We start from the raw sequence: 17806 nt of genomic DNA, 5'->3' as shown, positions 1-17806 counted from the left end.
ATTCTCAAACCGGATTAGACTCTACTTCTTCTACAACGGCAAATTCGACAACTACAAGTCCTACAAGTATCTTAACGGATCTCGAAGCCGCAAATAAGGTTTTAGAAGATAAAAGGAAAGCCTTAGAGCTCGCTCGTTCGGAATTAATGAATTCCCAAAATGCTTACGATAGCACGATCAAAATGCAGGTTTTAATTCAAAACCCTGAATTGCTTGGATCGATTGGAGAATTAAAGACGGACGGTACGAATAAAACCGATTCTGGCTTACGTTACGAAATAGAGCAGGCAAACGAAGAGATAGAGCGTCAAAGAGAAGTTTTACGTCAGCAAGAAGCTGAAATGTACAAACTAACGTATGAAAGAGAAAATGCTCTAAGAACACAAAGTTTTTATAATCAAAGTCTGAGCCAAATTTTAGCTTTCGAAGACGTTAAAGAGAAAAAGGCCGCACTAGAGAAAGTCCTTAACGGTGACGGTACATTAAGTGAGAAAATCGATTCCCTCTTAAGTGGAAACACTCTTGTGTCTCTTTATGGAAATACTGTTGCAGTTCAAATCCAAAAGGAATTAACAGACATGAAATCGCAATTGGCTAATTTGGATACTCCAGTTGTCGATTCGAGCAGTTCTTTTGATAGCCAAGTTCAGCTATTGAATACAGCGAGTACAAGTTTCCCGGTCGATGACTTAACCGCAAAGAAATCAGAATTAACAAACTACTTAAACCAGTTAAAGAATATTAGAAGCGGTTTCGGTTCCGTTTCTTCTTACGATACAACCTATCTTGGACTAGATCGTGTGGACCAGGGAATTGCATATTTGGAGAACTTACTTGGACAATGGAATTCCAATTCTTCTTCTATGGAAGATGGGTTTTCCAAAATTCAGGATAAAACTTCCGAATACAATGCTTATGTAAGTGCGAATTCAAATTTGAAAGGAACAACCGAGTATTCTAATCGGATTTTAACTCTTGTAAATGATATCCAAGGCTCTGCTGTTCAAATAGGGCAGTTCCAATCTTTTGTCTCAGATTTAAATCAAACAACAACCTATTTGAATACCGTTCTATTGGACGTATTTCAAAGAGGCGGAACTGTTATCGATTCAAGTCTAACCGGAACTGATAGAACAAATGCTAAGAATGATTTAGCAGGATTTAGATCTATTTTGGATTCTAGTACTCAAGCTTGGTCGCCAGTGATTTCCGGTATGGGAACCTCGTTTGGTGATATCTCTAGTCTTTTCGGAAATTTTGGGAATTCTATTCAGGCGTTTAAGAACAGTATAGAGACCCGAAATAGTGTGGCATCTTCTGTGTCCGGGAAACTCCTATCTTATTACGAAAGTTTCCAAACCGAATATTTAGTTAGAAAAGACGAACTGAATTTCCTTTTAGATCCGGATGGTAATTCGGAAAGTCTTCAGGCATTAAAACAAAACGCAGAAAATCGCAAAAATATTGAAGGTGCAAAAATTAACGAAAAGGCATTAGAGATCTTGCATGGTTATTTAGCCGATTTGCCTTCGGATAAAAGAAATTTTAGTACGATTTACTTGCAAGTATTGAAGGACTCTGATTCTAACTCGTTGAATTTGGATTTAGATCCTGATGCTTTAGTTCAGAGAAAAGCTTTAGAAGTAGTTTTAAGTTTCTTTCGAAACAATGGAAATTCTATCTCGAATCAATTGGCTTCGGCTGACTATGAAGATTGGATTTCGAGCTTAGAAAAGGAAATTGATGCCGCCGGAAATGCAGTTTCTTTCTATGAGGATGGTGGAAAATTTAGCGCCGAACAAAGAGCAGCTATTCGAGAAAGTGGAACGGCCGATGAGAAAAGGCTCCTTAATGAATCCTATGGTTTCGGAAGCACTTTCTTCTTTGGTTCTGCTGTAGTTTCGAAAGTGTCTTCACTAGACCAAGCATCCAAATCCATAAGTGCTTTCGCAAATCAAGTATCCACAAACGGTGTATTGTCCGCATTAACAGACGACTATTTCGAATCTCAAGAGAATAAAACAACAGGTTTACTTTCTGAAATCAGATCGAAGGTAAGTGGGTTATCCGATTTAACGGCGTCCGATCTATTGCAGGATTCCTTTAACCTAGGAACAAACCAGGATCACAATACAGAAGAAGAAGATTTTAGAAAAAATCTTTTGGCTGAATACTTAACTGGCAAATCCACTACGGAAGATTTCTTCTTAGCGATGAGCGATCTATCGCAAATTTCGAATATCTTCGGAACAGGTATCGCATCCTCAGTATATTCGGATGCTTCCAAATTAAATTCCAAATACAATACAAACTTATCAGATTATAATTTAGCTTCTTCCAATCTTGTTTCTTCTCTAAATAGTGCTGATTCTCCTGTAAACGCCGCATTATCTTTATTATCAGATGATAGGTTTAATTATTTCTCAGGTCAAATAAACTCCCTACAAGGAATCTATAACTTAAAAGATTACCAAGACCCAGCAAATCCGGGTGTAAATGTTTTTACTGCCGAAGATTTTACAAGCCTTGGAAACTATATCTCTACTGTTTCGACGAATCTTTCTAGTTGGAACTCTACGAGAACGAATTTAGAATCTGCATTTAGCGCGTATAACGATGCAAAAACCGCACTTTCTTCTCTTACTCCAGGAAGTGATGCTTTCCTAAATCAATCCGATGTAGTTCTTTCCAAATTCAATGATTTAAAATCTGCATACTTAAATTCTCAAGGGTTACTCCAAGTTATCACTGGAAATTCTCAAAGTGCATATACAGAAGGAAGAAACTTAGTATCTCAAATGAAGCTAGAGGAAAATCTTCCTTCCACATTCCTCTTAAATGCGACGACACTTGCACTAGCTCCATCCGGAATTCTGGACCAATATAATACTACACCGTCCAATTTTACCTATTTTGATACATTACAGAGTAGTCCAATCGAACTCCTTATCTCCCAAGAAATGGGTGTAACACTTGGAATGCTTGGTCTTGCGACAGATCAAAGCAATCTAAGTAGTGTTTTTGCTCTGTCCGGCGGCTTAGATGCAATCTCTAATAGCCTGCAATCGGTATCTAAAACTTACGCTGCATTACAAACTACAAAAGGACAAGTAGAAGATTTTAAAGACGGTTTATCCGATAAGATTATCGTATATTTAGGCGAAGGTTCTAAGAATCAAATTAGCCAAGATGATCTCATTTCATACGTTAAGCAGCTAAGGGACTTCTTTATAACAAAACAACAAAACGGAGAAGAAGTAAATAGCGCTATCCTTACTGCCCTTGAAAATGCAGGAACTTATACCGACCAAATAGAAAATCTAAAATATTTCAGTTCTATTCCGGTCGCCGATAGAACAGAAAGTAATCTAAATACTACCTATTCGAATGCGAAGGATTATACATCCACTGTAACAGAAGCAAAAGCAATATTCGCTGATTTACAATCCACACTAAAAGCGTTACAAGCATCCGGTCAGCCAGTATATAACGCGATGGGTCAAATTGAATCTAGCTTAACAAAATTTGCGACCTTACAAGCAAAACTATCTGGTACAGATTATGAATTAGATTCCGAACTTGTTTCCGGAATGCAATCTTTGAAAGAATATGCTTGGGAAATTAGAAAAGAAGAATTAGGCGAAGCCTTCCTTTCAGAGCTTGCAAGTAATACTTCCCTAGACCAGTTTATGGCGGAGGTTCGTTCAGGAAAGAAATGGAATGTTGATTCTAATGCAAGTTCTACGAATATATATGCTCTATCAAAGAACACAGAGGCGAAGTTTTTAGGACAGTCATTAACCGAATCCCAAATAACTGAAATATTTGAGTATTTAAAAGTATATAGAGACCAAGCAAAAGTTCAAAACGCGGATCTTAGCCAAGGAATTTCTAGCATTATACTGTCTTCCGATCCGGAAGTAAAAGCGGCACTAAATGAACAAGCCTTGGCATTAGGTTACGAGAGAATAAATAACAGTTTAAGCCAAGGTGTATTCGCAAATTCGAGCACCTATCCTCCGGAACTAGCAAATTACGCTTTAGTCAGTAATTTCTCTGCATACTTGGGAGCGATGACTTACGCGGCTAGTACGAAAAACGAGACAGTCGATAAGAACCAGGTATTGAGAGATTTCCTTTTGAATTACGGCATTTCTTCAGACGGTCAATCACTGCTTGAGAACTTTGTCTCAAATTATGACTCTAGAAATTCCTCATACTATTTACCAGATTCGCTGAAAGAAAGGGATTTGGCTTATGCTTATTATAATCGTTCGGCAACAGAAAACTTAAGTCCGGATGATTTGGAATCCCTAACTGCTTGGTTAAAGGATAAAAAATACGAACCAGGGCTTGTCACTTCCTTAAATAAAAGTGTCAGAATGGATTTCGTGCTAAGTAATTATTCAGGTGAGAGCGACGATGAATATTTGAGTTTTGCAAATAGTAAACTACAAGGAGGAGTATCTGATTCTGAAAAACAAGGGTTCCTCCTCTATAAAGCGGGGATTTATACTCCGTTCGGATATTTAGATCCTCTCTCTAATATTCAGACTGATTTCTATTTAAAGAATTACCAACATGAATCAGGGTTTTCTGATCTTGTCTCTTCATTAGGCAAAGAGAACTTAAATTTAACTTTAGAAATTACAAACGCACAAGCTAGTGAGAGAAAAGCAAAATACGCATACGACGTTGTTAAAGGTAACGTTGTAATTGAGAGTTATTTGAGTTACATAAATATTGGTTCTCAAGGCCAAACGGCTCCGACACTTGAAACTCAAATAACCAACAAAGAAAGAGAACTTGAATACCAGGCAGAACAACGCTTAGGAAATTTACTTTCTTTAATCGAAAGTTATAAGTCTTATTCTTTCGATCCGGATAAAACTGAAGCAAATCCTTCTATTCGTCAGGCATTGAAAGAAATCCAAGACTCCGGATATGAGATTTCCGATGACGTATATGAGAAAGACCAAACGACCGGGACCTATAATTTTATTCCTGGAATTAATAACCTAAAAGGCATCATAGACAATTACGTAGACAATAACTTGCCGGGTAGAGTAGCGATCAATGATCCATACGCAGAAACCAGTAAAGCAACGGGGGCAATGTATAGTTATGCTGACAATATTATGGATTCCGGTAAAAAGATTGGAATCCTAACTGATATTGCAAATAAATATAATGGTCTTTCCGGAGATGCACTTAAATCAGCCTTAGGTAGTGAACTTGGAATTGTTAAAACGCAATACGATCTAAATCAACAAGCGTTCGAAGATGCGGAAGCTGCTTTCACTGCACAACAAACTGTTGTAAAAGGTATTCAAACTCAATATGCCGCAAAGCAAGCCGAAGTAACCGCAGCGTATAACACGATGGAAACTGCTTCCGCTGCACTCTCCGAGAAAAGCGCCGTTTATGATTTCGCAACTCTTCAGGAATATAGTGCTGGTGTAAGTAATCTTAATGCGACTGAACTTTCAAAAACAAGGCTTGCCGATGCAAACGCCGCGGTCACAGCGAAACTAAAAGAAATTACTGACTTACAAAGCCTAATTTCCAAGCAAACGACTCTAGCTAGTATTAATTCGGATCCACAAGTTCAGGAGAACCAAAAACAAACCGAAGAATGGGCAGAAAGAGCTCTAAGATTTAGTCAGGCAGAGAAAACGATAAAAGATAGAATGACCGATCTCAAAAATCAGATCGATTCTGAACGGGCAAATCTACAAGGCTATTTGAATAATGTCTTAGTTCCTGCAAGTTACCAATCTAAATTGAATGCTAATGGTCTAGATGGAAAGATCGATTATCAAAAATCTGATTATATCTCCCTAGAATCAGATCTACGCCAAGAATATCAAATTATGGAAGGAGTTCTTGGTGGCAATATTGGTCTTTGGGATTTTATTAATGGCGGAAGAGGCTCTACAAGTGGAGCCTTAACTTATGGCGGAGGATTAAATTCTCAGTATCCGCAGTATAGTATTTTAGATTTTGTTAAATCTCACGGTGGAAGCTCAGATCTTGCTCCTCAAATGAAAGCAACGATGAACGCTTTTGATGGTGTATGGTGGTTAGATCCTTATGCGGGGGCAACTGCGGCGGCGAATAATCGATTAAGTTCTACAACGTATTCTCAATATGCCTCCAAGATGGAAACAAGCCTTTCGAACCAAATGGGTGCTGAGGCTTTATTAATTGCAATTATGGGATGGGGAAATCCAACCGTAGGCTTGGAAGCGATCAATAGAACAAATACCTGGGTAACTCAGAAAGCTGCATTGCAATCAAATCTGGATTCCGCGCAAGCATCCGCTCAAAAATTAAAAGACTTACAGGCAGAACTCAATTATTACACGGATATTTCGAGCAACGACCAATTGAAATCGGTTCTGTTAGGTTCCGGAAATGAACAAGGGAAATACACCCTTAATACAGGTTTGCTTGCAAGTGACTTAAACTATTTAACTGGGACTGGAACTTTCGATAACGGTACGCTTTCATGGAATGGAGGTAAAGAACCTCTAAACATGGATAAGATTGCCGGTAAGAACGGAAATTCTGTGGTTCAGAAAAGATATGTCCACGATGCTTATGGACTTCTTGTACGAGATGACGGGGATAACGCCGGAGGTGTATCTGCTACTATAACTGGATCAACTGATGGATTAAAAACAGCTACAATGACAAGTGCGGATGAATTCGTTTCCGCATTGGCAGTACTTTCTCAATCTCAATACGAGATTGAAAGAGATGAATACTTTGCAGCTCAAGATAAATATATTGGAGCTGGCGGTCAAAAGGCAGACCAAAAAACAATCTTGGATTCAAGAGAGCAATTCTACTCGGATCTCTTAAAGAACCTTTCTAATAACAACGGCGAAAACATTGAATACGATATGTATAAGAAAGTCGCCGAAGATTACATGGGGAAAGGAAAAATTATCGATCAACTCTTTATAGCAAACCAGCAACAACAATACGCTTTGCAAACGGCCGTATGGGATCAAAAGGAACAAGACTTCTATCAAAAGAAACAAGAGTGGATAGAGAATATCCAATTCCTTCAAAATGCTGGCTTATCGAAATTTAATGAAATGACAAATACTATTCTCCAAAGCTGGGATAGTTGGAGAACGGATTTCAAAAAGAAAGCCGCTGAAGGTGAAAAAGCTCACATCGATCAAATTGCGACTATGATTTCCGAAAAAGCCGCTTGGGAAAAGGACTTTATATCCACATATAAGGACCAAAGCGATTCGGACAAACTTGCACAAGCTTATAAGCAAATCCAAAGCTTGATAGAAAGCTATAAAAAAGACCTTCCAACCGAAGTCGGAGTGGAACTGAACGCTAATGCGATCTTGAATAAAGTCTTAGCTGGTGCTCCAAGCAAGTTTGATGATAACTTAATTAATCAAGGTTCTTATCAAGATGTTCAGTTCTTCATTGACCAGGTAAAAACTCAAAAACTGAACGATTCAAATCTGAAACAATTCCAAGAAATGAGTAAGGAAATGGAAGAAAGGTCACAGAAGCTTGTAGTATTACAATCATTAGACGGCTTATACAATATTCCAAAAACTTACGAAGAAACAATCGGTGCAGCGAATAAGGATCTTGGTAAACAACTTGTCCAGAAAGTAATCCAAGACGGATTTATGCCAGTGGGTGATCTACTCATAAGACAAACAGTTGGACCAGACGGGCAGCCTCAGCAGCAGATCCTTCCAAATTACGCTATCTATGGTTATGAAGGACCAAAGCAACTTCCGAAGGTAAAAGATAGCCAAGGAAAAGAATGGGATTTAAGTAATTATAACGCGTTAGCGGCTGATGGTGGACCATCTACCACTGAACTCCAACAAATGGTTAAGCTCGCAATTAGCGTGTTGGATAAGGACTTCAAGAAAACTTACGATCCAGTAAACCAAGAGAACCGAGAAGAGAAAATTGCGGCTTTAGATCCAATGGCAATGGCAAAAGTCATGCAAGCTTCTCAAGGAGCACTAAGAAACCTGCTTAGCGACCCTAAGTATATGACTGCTAACGCATCGGACAAAAGGCTCATGGAACAAAGTGCCATGTCCTCCGGTTATTTGGTCGGAGCGACGGAGGGTGGTGTATTTGGAGACCACCATTTCACGCAATTCTATACTGCTCTTAAACTAAAAGAAAAGTACGATCAAATGAAAGCGGAAGGCGAATCCTTGAAGAGCGACGGATTTGCAAGTGCTGTTGGTGATACTGTAGCCTTTGCAGTCCAAATTACTCCGTTAGGATATGTAGTAGATACTAAAGCGATTTCGAACTCTGTTTCCAAAGCTTACCATGAAAATAGAGAAGTCGTAGATGCAGTGACCGCTGTCGCGGCGATTGTAGGAGCACCTTTCTCAGGAGGAGCGTCTCTTATTGCCTTTGCGGCTTACAAATCAGTCCAAGGAGCCTATGAAGGCGGAGTCTTAGGTGCAGTTGCCGGAGCGGCTAACGTAGGAAATGCTTACTTACAAGGGTTAACAGCAGGAGCCGTATCTTACGAGATGTCCTATAGCTATAAAGAAGGCTTTGGAGTGAGTGTTGGGGGAGGTTACGGTAAAGCTGGATTGGGAGTCGGGGGAAGTATCTCTTGGAATGCGAAGACAGGGGATATAACTGGAAGTTTAGGCTTGCAAACTACTTTAGGAACAAGCGGTAGATTGACAGGTAACTTGGGAATGTCCTTTAATCAAAATGGATTTACCGGAGTTGATGCCGGATTAGGAATCGGTTTAGGAACAAAAGCAAGTGGCAACTATGCGGCATCCTTAAACTTAGGTGTAAACTATGACGTGAATAACGGTTTCGGACAATCCGCTGGCTTCTCTGAGAATACTAATAAATATCTTCCTCAATCAAGTTTGGATTATAGCCACACTGCCTTTGGTGGAAATACGTATAGCGTAACAACTCCGTCTGTTATTGGTATGACTGGAACCTACTCCTATAACGATATAACTCAAGGTTATACTGCCTCACTTAATGCGAATAGTGCGACTGCCCTCACATACGACTCGATCAGCGGAGATGCAGTTTATAATAAAAACTTCTTTGGAGACGTAGGTAAGGCGCAAGCTCTATCGCTCGGGGGCATGACCGAAGAGGAATATAACGAACATGTTAAAAACCAAGCTGCGTTGAGAGCGGATTCTCAGGGACTGTGGGATAAAACCACATCTATCTTTGAAGATATATTTTCCTTCGAATCTCAACCAATTAATTCTGACATATTCGGAAAATCTGATTTAGGTTCGGCGAATAGGAATCTCTTCAAAGATCTATTGTTGGGGATCGGTCAAATTGGTGACGGTGGATTACTCAATATTTTTGGAGACGGATCTTTACAAGCGGAAGCTCCAAGTGGAGCACCTTTCAAAGGAACGAGTTTATTTGAAAGTCTTAAATCCTTTTTTAATGGAAACTCTTCTGCGAATCAGGAGAGCAATTCAAATGATACTCAAAAAAGATCCGGATCAGACTCGGGAATTAATTCGGAAATATCTAATAGTGAGAAAGTAAAAAATATATATGTTTTAGGAAATGAGAAGGCAGCATTAGAATATATAAATAAAGGTAACTTCAGTCCGGAAGAAAAAGCTGAACTTATAAAAGGCTTAAAGGATGAAGTTAGCATCTATAAAAAGCTAAGTGTCGAAGGTCAGCAAGCTGCATTTGAACAAGCTTTAATAAGTAAATATGGAATGAATGTCGTAGAAACTATTGCTTCCCATAAAGGAAATTATGCAGGTGATGTTCCAACGGACATAGGAGACTTCTTTAAAAATGATAAAAAAGTTTCCGATGTATTTGGTACAAACATAAAAATAGTAGAAGCGAATATCGCTCCAGATACTTCGCAAGCAATTAGCATGGGTGATTTTAGAGATAATTATCATTATAAACCTGATAGTGATGATACAAGTAAATTTGATTTAAGAGGACCAGACAATTCTAATAAGGACATGTTATGGTTTGGCCCGAATGCTAACTTTAAAGTCTTAGACGTAAAATTAGGCCAAGAAAATGGAGCTGATCGAATCCATGGAACGAACATCCAAATAGGGCTCTTAGATTCCAATGGAAATATTCAAGCTCGTGCAGACTTAGTTCACATGACTATAGTTAATAAAACTCTCATTGATGCCTTTAATTCCGGGTCCGCGCTTCCTGCCGGAACCTGGTTGGGAGCAACTCCAAAAAAAGTAGGTGGTTCTACGGGTCCGCATTTGCATATACAATCTTTCCAAGGCGATTTAACTAAAAAAGGTAACCCTGTGACCATGAAACGCTGGGATTTTTATCCCTATTGGAATGGACAATAGCGATAGAAATTTAAAAGAATATAAATACGGAAGTTAAATTATGAAATATTCATTAGCATTAGCCTCAATTATATTAGTTATATTTTGCAAAGAAGCATCTCCGAAAGCGGATGATCGATTAAAGAATGAGAACGAATTTAATTATGATAATATAAAAGTAGTCGTAGATACGGAATTTGGTTCTAAAGATGAATTTAACTCCTTTTTAAAAATATTAAGAGAAAAGGATTGTGAAAAATTAAAGTCTGATTTAGGAAATGAATTCTCTGTAGAGTTCAATGGTTATGAAGTATTTACATTTTTAGCAAAGAATGAATTTAAAATTCAGAAATCAGATTTTTCTGTATGCCAAGTTTTTTTCGACACTCTTGCTTTGAGGACTATACTCGTTCAGAAAGGAATGTATCCTTCGCTGGAAGTAGTTGATGATAATTTGCTATCTGTTCGTGACTATTTATCGATATCTCGAACTATAAATGCAACTACGGATGAAGGGAATGATGGATCGAAAATAAAAGTGATTTATTTTTCTAGAGAACGAGGAAAAGGAGGAATTGATTTATTGTTAAGTTTGTACTTAGATTGTCCAGCAGGACTCAATCAAAAGTGTTTTATTCGTAAATTTTCGCGGGGGTAATATTAAGGAGCTACCTTTGGCCGATACAAGAAGAAAGTTATTAACTGTCGTTCGTATGTTATTCGCATGCAAAAAAAAGTAGGAATACAAAAAGAAAAGCAACGAATTTGAACAGGGTTATTATTATTCTCAGTGCGCTTTTGATATTTCTCTGTAAAGAAGGTTCATCAAAATCGGGAAAAGAAATTCAAAAAAGCTTCGACGGGGCTCAAGTTGATTTTGATCCAAATTTTGGTACTTTCGATGAAATCTCGGATTTTCTAAATGCTATTAGAGAAAAAAATTGTAACAGTCTTAAAACAATGATGAATGAAGAGTTCTTGGTGGAATTCAACGGTTACGAAGCATTAAGCTTTCGCAAGAAAGATAATTATATAGATAGTACCTCAAATTCTTCAGTGTGCGCGGTCTTTTTTGATACACAAACTTTTCGAACCGCTTTAGTTAAGAAAGGAGTTTTTAAATCAGACGATTTTATTGATAATTTAACATTGTCAGTAGTCGACTATCCTAGGATATCTGATTGGATCTATTTAACTGAATATGGAAAAGGCAAGGCAATCTATTTTTCAAGAAAAATACCAAACAATCGTTATGAGGAATCTCAAAATTTGCTATACCTACATTTGAGATGTCCGCAAGGTATTAAATTAAAATGTTATATTTGGAAGTACAGTCGTGGATAGCTCTATTTCTTCATTTATATTAATTCGTAAAATCTCAGAATTCTGTTTTCTTATTTTATTACATGTAAATTATTTATGAAGCTTTAAGTTAATTTACAATTTGTGCCAGTTGACACTACACTGAATCGGTTGAAAATTATGCGAAATATTAAAAAAAGCTAAGATAAAAATCAAAAACGAGGCAAAAATGATAAGAACATTAACATTGGGTACGGCCATGGTTCTACTGACCGGCTGTTTTACAATAGGACGTGTGGGTTATATAGTTCCTGCACAATCAGACACCGCACAACTTTCCGATGAAGTAATTGGAGAGAATTGCAGCATGGTTGTAACTAACATCCTTAACGATATGAACAAGGATTTGGAAAATAAGAGTAAGACTGACCTTTCAAAAGTTGGACTTAAATTTACTTCTGGAAATTGTGCGCAGACAAGGAGCTTGAAATAATATGAAAAATAGAATTATAAGTTCTGCTTTTTTTCTGATTTTCGCTCTAACCACAAATTGTTCATATAACTGGGGTCAGTTTAATAGATACGCCGTTATTGCTCCTTCTAACTTAGAAGTAATTGGAAGTGGAGAAAGAGTAATAGGTCGTGATTGTGGATTCTTGCCTTCAAACTGGTATGCGAATAGTATTGCCGAAGCTGTAAGAGACGCATTAAACGCTTCGCCGGGAGCAACTGGATTAAAAGACGTGGATGTTAAGGCTAAGTCTTATCACTACTTTTTCTTGAGTTGTGTCGAAGTCGAAGGAACTCCGGTAAAAGAAATCGCAGAGAAGAAACCAAATAAGAAAAAGTAAACCATATTGGAATAAAAATACTAGTCCTTTGGTATGGAGGGTCCTATTCCGCAAATAGAATTAAGACTCTCTTTTTCCTCGTTGGTATTATTATCAATTCTAAAATATTGTATTTAGTATAGCAATTATACACCAGGAAAAGGGTAGTTAAATAGGAAATTAATTATGAACGATTTATCCAACCAAAGCTGTTTCGAAGATAAGTATTTAATTTCCTATTTAACAAAGGAAAAGCGAATTCCTCTATTGCTTTATAAGCATTTGAATCATTGCCAAAAATGTCAGACAGTCGTAAGCGAATTTTCGGACACAAATAGAATCTCGATAGAAGTCTTTGGAAAAGAGATAACTAAAGTTAAATCACTATGGTTTGGTCCAGAAATACATAACGAAGGTTGGATCGAAATTCCTGAGGACAAAAAATCTAATATTTATAGATTCTTTCAGTGGCCTCTAACATACAAGAAGCGATTTCTTTTAATTGGCTACTTCGCAATAGTGTATAATTTGATTCTTTTGTTCTACAAGTCCTTTTACTAAATCAAGATCAGCAACTGAGGATATGTATGCGAATTATAGCTGTGATTATATTGTTAAATTCCTTTTACTATTGTTCGGAGATAGGTCAGCCAAATTCATTTCGAGGAAACGAAGCTAAGGCTAAATTAATACTGGCTGCTGAAATTGGAGACTATGCTGCGTACAAAGAAGTTTTCACAGAGCAAGGTTTAACAGGGGCAACGCTGGAATCGAGAACGAACGAAGAAGTTTTAGCTGCTACTGCAATAAACCTTACGTTATTTGATTTAGATAACTCTAAATTCTATCCTAAGAGTAAAATTAGCGAATGTGAATTCTCACTGGAAACCTATGGGGTCCTTTTGAGAATTAGTTCTTACATAACTTATTCGGCCTTTGAGGAATGCGACTTCTCATCGAGCGGAGTAATATCAACAAAGAAAAAGTAAAATAAGGTAGATTTATTTATGATAATGAAAAGTAGAAAATTAAAATATACTACATTAATATTATTAACGATATTGAGTATATCAAATTGTTCAATACCACAAAGACGGATCGATGTAAACAGATTTGCCGGAGAAAAAAACACTTCGGGAATTGTCGGCTTTTCTCTATTCTTATATATGAATGAGAAAGTTTATTATTATCCTACGGTAGCTCTCGAATTAAAAAATATAAAGAGCATCGATTACACTGCCAAAAAAATTGAGTACTATGGCAAAATAGATTTTGGTGATATAAAATCGCACGATGAAGGAATGTATGAAATAATACAGAGCCGGGTATCGGACTTCCCGATTGACTCCGCATTTATGGCAATTTCAGGCGAGGAAAGAAAAGACCAATTTACAATATCGAGTCTTCCTATTCAAACAAGAGAACTTGGCGCTTTTGTTGGAAACGTAAACTTAGATCCTTTCGAATTTTCAAAAGCCATTGATCTTAAACCGGAAAGAAATAGAATTAAGTACGCGGGTGTGATTTTAGTAAAAGTAGATTTAATAAATCCGAAGAAAGAAGGAAGGACAACTACTTATGAAACGAAAGTCACCGTTTCTCGTGGAGAGGAATTCTTAGCGGATTTTATTAAAAATCATTCACTATCTGCTGTAGGATTAGAGAGCAAATATTTCGGTTCTGAAGGTATGACTGCTAAAGGTGCAGAGATTCACTTTCTAAATGAATTTGTCAAAAGACAAAAAGAAGGATACTGGGCTGAAAAAGCTTTGGAACTAATTAAACAGAAAAAGAATCAATGACTAAATGAACTTATAAATGGAGTTCAAATTCTCAGGATTCCATTTACTAAATTGATAGGGTTATATTTCTTCAACAATTGGAAGGTCTTCGAAAGAACAATACTTCCAATTGTTCACCATAAGAGGATTTTATTAATAAAAAATTAAAATAGAATGAAAATCATCCATGCGATCAACGGAGAAGAACTCTTCGTAGACAATGAAGACTACATTTACCTTAGCCAATTTACTTGGTCTGTAAAATACAACCCCTACTACACTACAGCATATAGGACGGAACGAACGAAAGAAGGCCGCCAACTAATGATTTTAATGCAAAGAGAAATCATGGGTGTAAAAAGCAAAAAGCAAGTAGTAGTTCGTAAGGGTGGTGAGTGGTTCGACCATCAAAAGAAAAACCTGCTCGTTATAAAGAAGGGAGAACAGAACGCTCGGAGAAAGAAAAATTATACTTCAAAGCTATATAAAGGTGTTTATTATAACAAAAGGACAAGGAAGTATATCGCAGCTATTTCAAAGAATGGAAGAAAATACTATTTAGGGTCCTTTAATACGGCAAAGGAAGCGGCGATCAAGTATGACTTAGCTGCAAAAAAACTTTCTGGTAAGATTGCAAGAACGAATAAGGATCTTGGAATCATTCAATACAAATCAAACAAGAAAGATAAGGTCAAGTTAGAATATAAGGTAAAGGGCCACCAAATGGATAGCCCGGAAGACAAGAAGAGGGTAAGGGTATTAAGAAGTAAAATACTCAAACTTAGAACTAAATACACGTATTCAATATTAGGTAAAATGACAGGCATTAGTCAGCATGAAATATATAGGTTTGCTACCGGGAATCGTGGTCTTAGATCTATTGCTTTCGAAAAACTTGAATCTGCAATAAACAAAATAACGTGAGTTAGGCGGAACTAGCTTTTCAATTTATAGCAATGTCTGGATAAAGGAAAAGTATATGAAACCTCCTTCCTTGGAAATATTGAATCGCTTACAAGTTCGTGCAGGTGAAAAACCTGTTTCTGGTAAAGTTCACAAACTTATTCTTCAATTCTTCACTGCAAAGGAAGGAAAGTTCCAGCCTACTGTTTTTGCTTCATACAGACCGGCACTTAGAAAAGAGGGGATTCGGCTCTTCTCTATGAAGTTTGAATGTCCTTTGTGCGAGGATAAAAAAGACTTCACCCATTTTAGATATTCGGAAAGTATCAATGGGTTTTACGAGGTTTGTAAAGAATGCGGGATTACGGACTATCAAGGTTTTATTAAATTCAACAAAAGACGAGTTCAAGCTGGATTACCGGAACTCACCCTGGCTGCATATAAGAAGTTAAAGAAAACGTACCATACTAGATTTGGATATCTCAATCCTCATATCCAAAGAGCAATCCAGAAAATGATCCAAGTTTTCGGTAAGAAGGTTCTAAGGGAAGAAAGGGACTGCAAGTATTGTGCAGATAGAAAAATACTAGCGCTTTTCACACCGGAATATAAGAAAAAGAAGATATATTTCAAGTGCAGGGTTTGTACTGCGATCGACCAAGCCACTAGACGCGCCGAGGCAAGGAAAAAGAAAAAGAGAGCGGAAGAGGCGAGGATCAAGAAGAGGATGCAGACCAAAGATCGCTCCAAGGTCGGCAGGGGACGGACTACAAAGGCACCCCAGAGGAGAAAGAGGACGGCAAAGATCGGATTGGTATCCTCTGGTCGCTAAGGGACACATGTTCGAAATGCGGATCCCTTTTTAGTGTTTAGGGGGACTTTTAAAATAAGGACCTGGGATAGGAATTCGGAGGTCTAAAAAGTGGTTGAGGGAGCAATCTTTTGCCTTGTTTAGGCTTTTACTCCGAATCCAGGGAGGGGGTAGGGGGATCTACCGATAACGTATCAATATGTCTCTTAAATAACAGTACAGTCGTTCTTAGGATTGGAAAATTTTAAGGCAATTCTATATAAATAAGACATAATCGCTTGACTTAGCGACTTGGATTACTATATACAAGTTAACCTTTTTGTCCGGGTTAGAAGATAAAATATAGCCTGGCTAGTCGGAAAATGATCCTATGATTGCAATGGCTAAAAAAATAGATTCAAAAGGCCAACGGCTTCTATTCGATTTTCAGGTCCCTGATGGTGAAACGTTAAATCTTAATATCGATCCAGCCTTAAAAGAATACTTAATTAAGAATTCTGCAAATACTTACCCTTACCATTTAAACGAAATATCTTCAAAAGATTGGAAGGATGGTATAATTCCCATTTTCTGGAAAGGGAATATTGATTTTATAAATCAACCTGCAGTGGCAGTTGTAGGTACTAGAAACCCGACAGAAAGAGGAATCGCTGCGGCAAAAATTATAACTGAAACTTTAGTAAAAGAAGGATTTGTAGTAGTTTCTGGATTAGCGAAAGGAATTGATAGCGTTGCTCACTCTTGTACGCTTTCGTTAGGTGGAAAAACAATCGGAGTTTTAGGTACTCCAATCCACCAAATTTACCCAGCACAAAACAAAAAGTTAGGTGAAGAAATAACAGATAAAGGATTATTGCTTTCCATTTCTCGACCCGAAGAAGGAGGCAATCCATACGTTTTTCCTCGTCGAAATCGACTGATGGCCTTACTTACTAAGGCTACGATAATCGTAGAAGCTGGCGAAACGTCCGGAGTGGTCCATCAAGCTGCCGAGTGCGCTAGATTAAATAGAAAGTTAATATTTTCAAAGGTATTAGCAGAGCAAAATCATGAATGGGTAAATCGCTTTATGCGATCTGCGAGTGCTACTGTTATTAATGGTTCAGCTGATCTTAGAAGCATATTACAATCATTGAATATATATTAATGAATGGTATTATATCTTACCCGAATCCCAAATTACGAGTTGATACACCAACTTTTAATTTTGATTTAGAGTTAGGATACCTCGCAAGATATGTTCCATTCAAAAACGCACCTTATAACGATTATTTTACAAAGAAATATCATAAATCAAAAACATATTCGCCTGAAATCTTGGATTTTAAACTGGGCTCACAGCGATCTATCGATTATTTCGTAGAAACATTCCGCGAATTTGCTGAAGCCGTTTTGGATGATTTGAGAATTCGATCCGCAGTCTTAATTCCTGTACCTTCATCTGTTCCAGTAAGTGACTCTGATTACACAACAGAACCACAACCTTTTGGAAGCGAAAAAAACAGGGACAATCGGGGAGAAATATTTTTAGAAAAGGTATGCCTTGAGAGTACAAAATTAATTTATTGTAATGGTATCGAAAGAATTATTCGAAAACCGAAAAAAACAAGAATGGGTGTAGAAGAACAGGCGAAAACTTTGAGACTTAAAAGAGGAAATGATTTTGAGAAGAAAGTTATTATACTTTTCGACGATGTTGTTTCTTCTCGTCAAACGTTTGACGCTTGTAAACTTGTAATAGAAAAAAAATTTAATCCAAAAAGAATTCTGTGCTTTGCCTTGGGAAAAACTACTTATATCGAAAATTTCAATATTAACTAATATTATGAATAG

General features: G+C 37.3%; 11 protein-coding genes. All 11 read left to right on the top strand.

Annotation, left to right across the window (positions count from 1 at the left end; genetic code table 11):
• The first annotated feature begins 935 nt into the window (after nucleotides 1-935).
• The 11 genes from LEP1GSC185_RS10390 to LEP1GSC185_RS10335 all read left to right on the top strand — a co-directional run bounded on the left by LEP1GSC185_RS10390 (nucleotide 936) and on the right by LEP1GSC185_RS10335 (nucleotide 17794).
• A complete protein-coding gene (locus LEP1GSC185_RS10390; RefSeq protein WP_244264631.1) occupies nucleotides 936-10367 on the top strand; it encodes a hypothetical protein in 9432 nt (3143 codons plus the stop codon).
• Between the two features lie 40 nt (nucleotides 10368-10407).
• Nucleotides 10408-11004, top strand: a complete 597-nt coding sequence (locus LEP1GSC185_RS10385) for a hypothetical protein (protein ID WP_008591816.1) — start codon at nucleotides 10408-10410, stop codon at nucleotides 11002-11004.
• Between the two features lie 107 nt (nucleotides 11005-11111).
• Nucleotides 11112-11690: a hypothetical protein gene (locus LEP1GSC185_RS10380; protein ID WP_008591869.1), complete on the top strand. Its 579-nt coding sequence runs from the start codon at nucleotides 11112-11114 to the stop codon at nucleotides 11688-11690.
• Nucleotides 11691-11877: 187 nt separating this feature from the next.
• Nucleotides 11878-12141 carry a hypothetical protein gene (locus tag LEP1GSC185_RS10375; protein ID WP_010513358.1) on the top strand — a complete coding sequence of 88 codons (264 nt, stop codon included), beginning with the start codon at nucleotides 11878-11880 and terminating at the stop codon, nucleotides 12139-12141.
• 1 nt (nucleotide 12142) lies between these two features.
• Nucleotides 12143-12499: a hypothetical protein gene (locus tag LEP1GSC185_RS10370; RefSeq protein ID WP_008596687.1), complete on the top strand. Its 357-nt coding sequence runs from the start codon at nucleotides 12143-12145 to the stop codon at nucleotides 12497-12499.
• A 566-nt stretch (nucleotides 12500-13065) separates the two neighbouring features.
• The gene (locus LEP1GSC185_RS10360; RefSeq protein ID WP_008596672.1) at nucleotides 13066-13467 is read left to right on the top strand and encodes a TIGR04452 family lipoprotein; all 402 of its coding nucleotides are present in this window, start codon (nucleotides 13066-13068) and stop codon (nucleotides 13465-13467) included.
• 24 nt (nucleotides 13468-13491) lie between these two features.
• Nucleotides 13492-14280, top strand: a complete 789-nt coding sequence (locus tag LEP1GSC185_RS10355; protein ID WP_010513365.1) for a hypothetical protein — start codon at nucleotides 13492-13494, stop codon at nucleotides 14278-14280.
• 153 nt (nucleotides 14281-14433) lie between these two features.
• Nucleotides 14434-15183 (top strand): AP2 domain-containing protein, encoded by a 750-nt coding sequence (locus LEP1GSC185_RS10350; RefSeq protein WP_008596653.1) that lies wholly within the window; start codon nucleotides 14434-14436, stop codon nucleotides 15181-15183.
• A 55-nt stretch (nucleotides 15184-15238) separates the two neighbouring features.
• Nucleotides 15239-15994, top strand: a complete 756-nt coding sequence (locus LEP1GSC185_RS10345; RefSeq protein ID WP_008591837.1) for a hypothetical protein — start codon at nucleotides 15239-15241, stop codon at nucleotides 15992-15994.
• A 349-nt stretch (nucleotides 15995-16343) separates the two neighbouring features.
• Entirely contained in the window at nucleotides 16344-17120 is a 777-nt protein-coding gene (locus LEP1GSC185_RS10340; protein WP_008591911.1) for a DNA processing protein DprA, read from the top strand.
• Nucleotides 17120-17794, top strand: coding sequence for a phosphoribosyltransferase (locus LEP1GSC185_RS10335; RefSeq protein ID WP_008591828.1), 675 nt, complete (start codon nucleotides 17120-17122; stop codon nucleotides 17792-17794). Before LEP1GSC185_RS10340 ends, LEP1GSC185_RS10335 begins: the two co-directional genes overlap by 1 nt.
• Nucleotides 17795-17806: the final 12 nt, after the last annotated feature.

This window comes from Leptospira licerasiae serovar Varillal str. VAR 010, assembly GCF_000244755.1.
GTDB classification, from domain to species: domain Bacteria; phylum Spirochaetota; class Leptospiria; order Leptospirales; family Leptospiraceae; genus Leptospira_B; species Leptospira_B licerasiae.
This window is presented reverse-complemented; position numbering and strand designations above follow the sequence as displayed.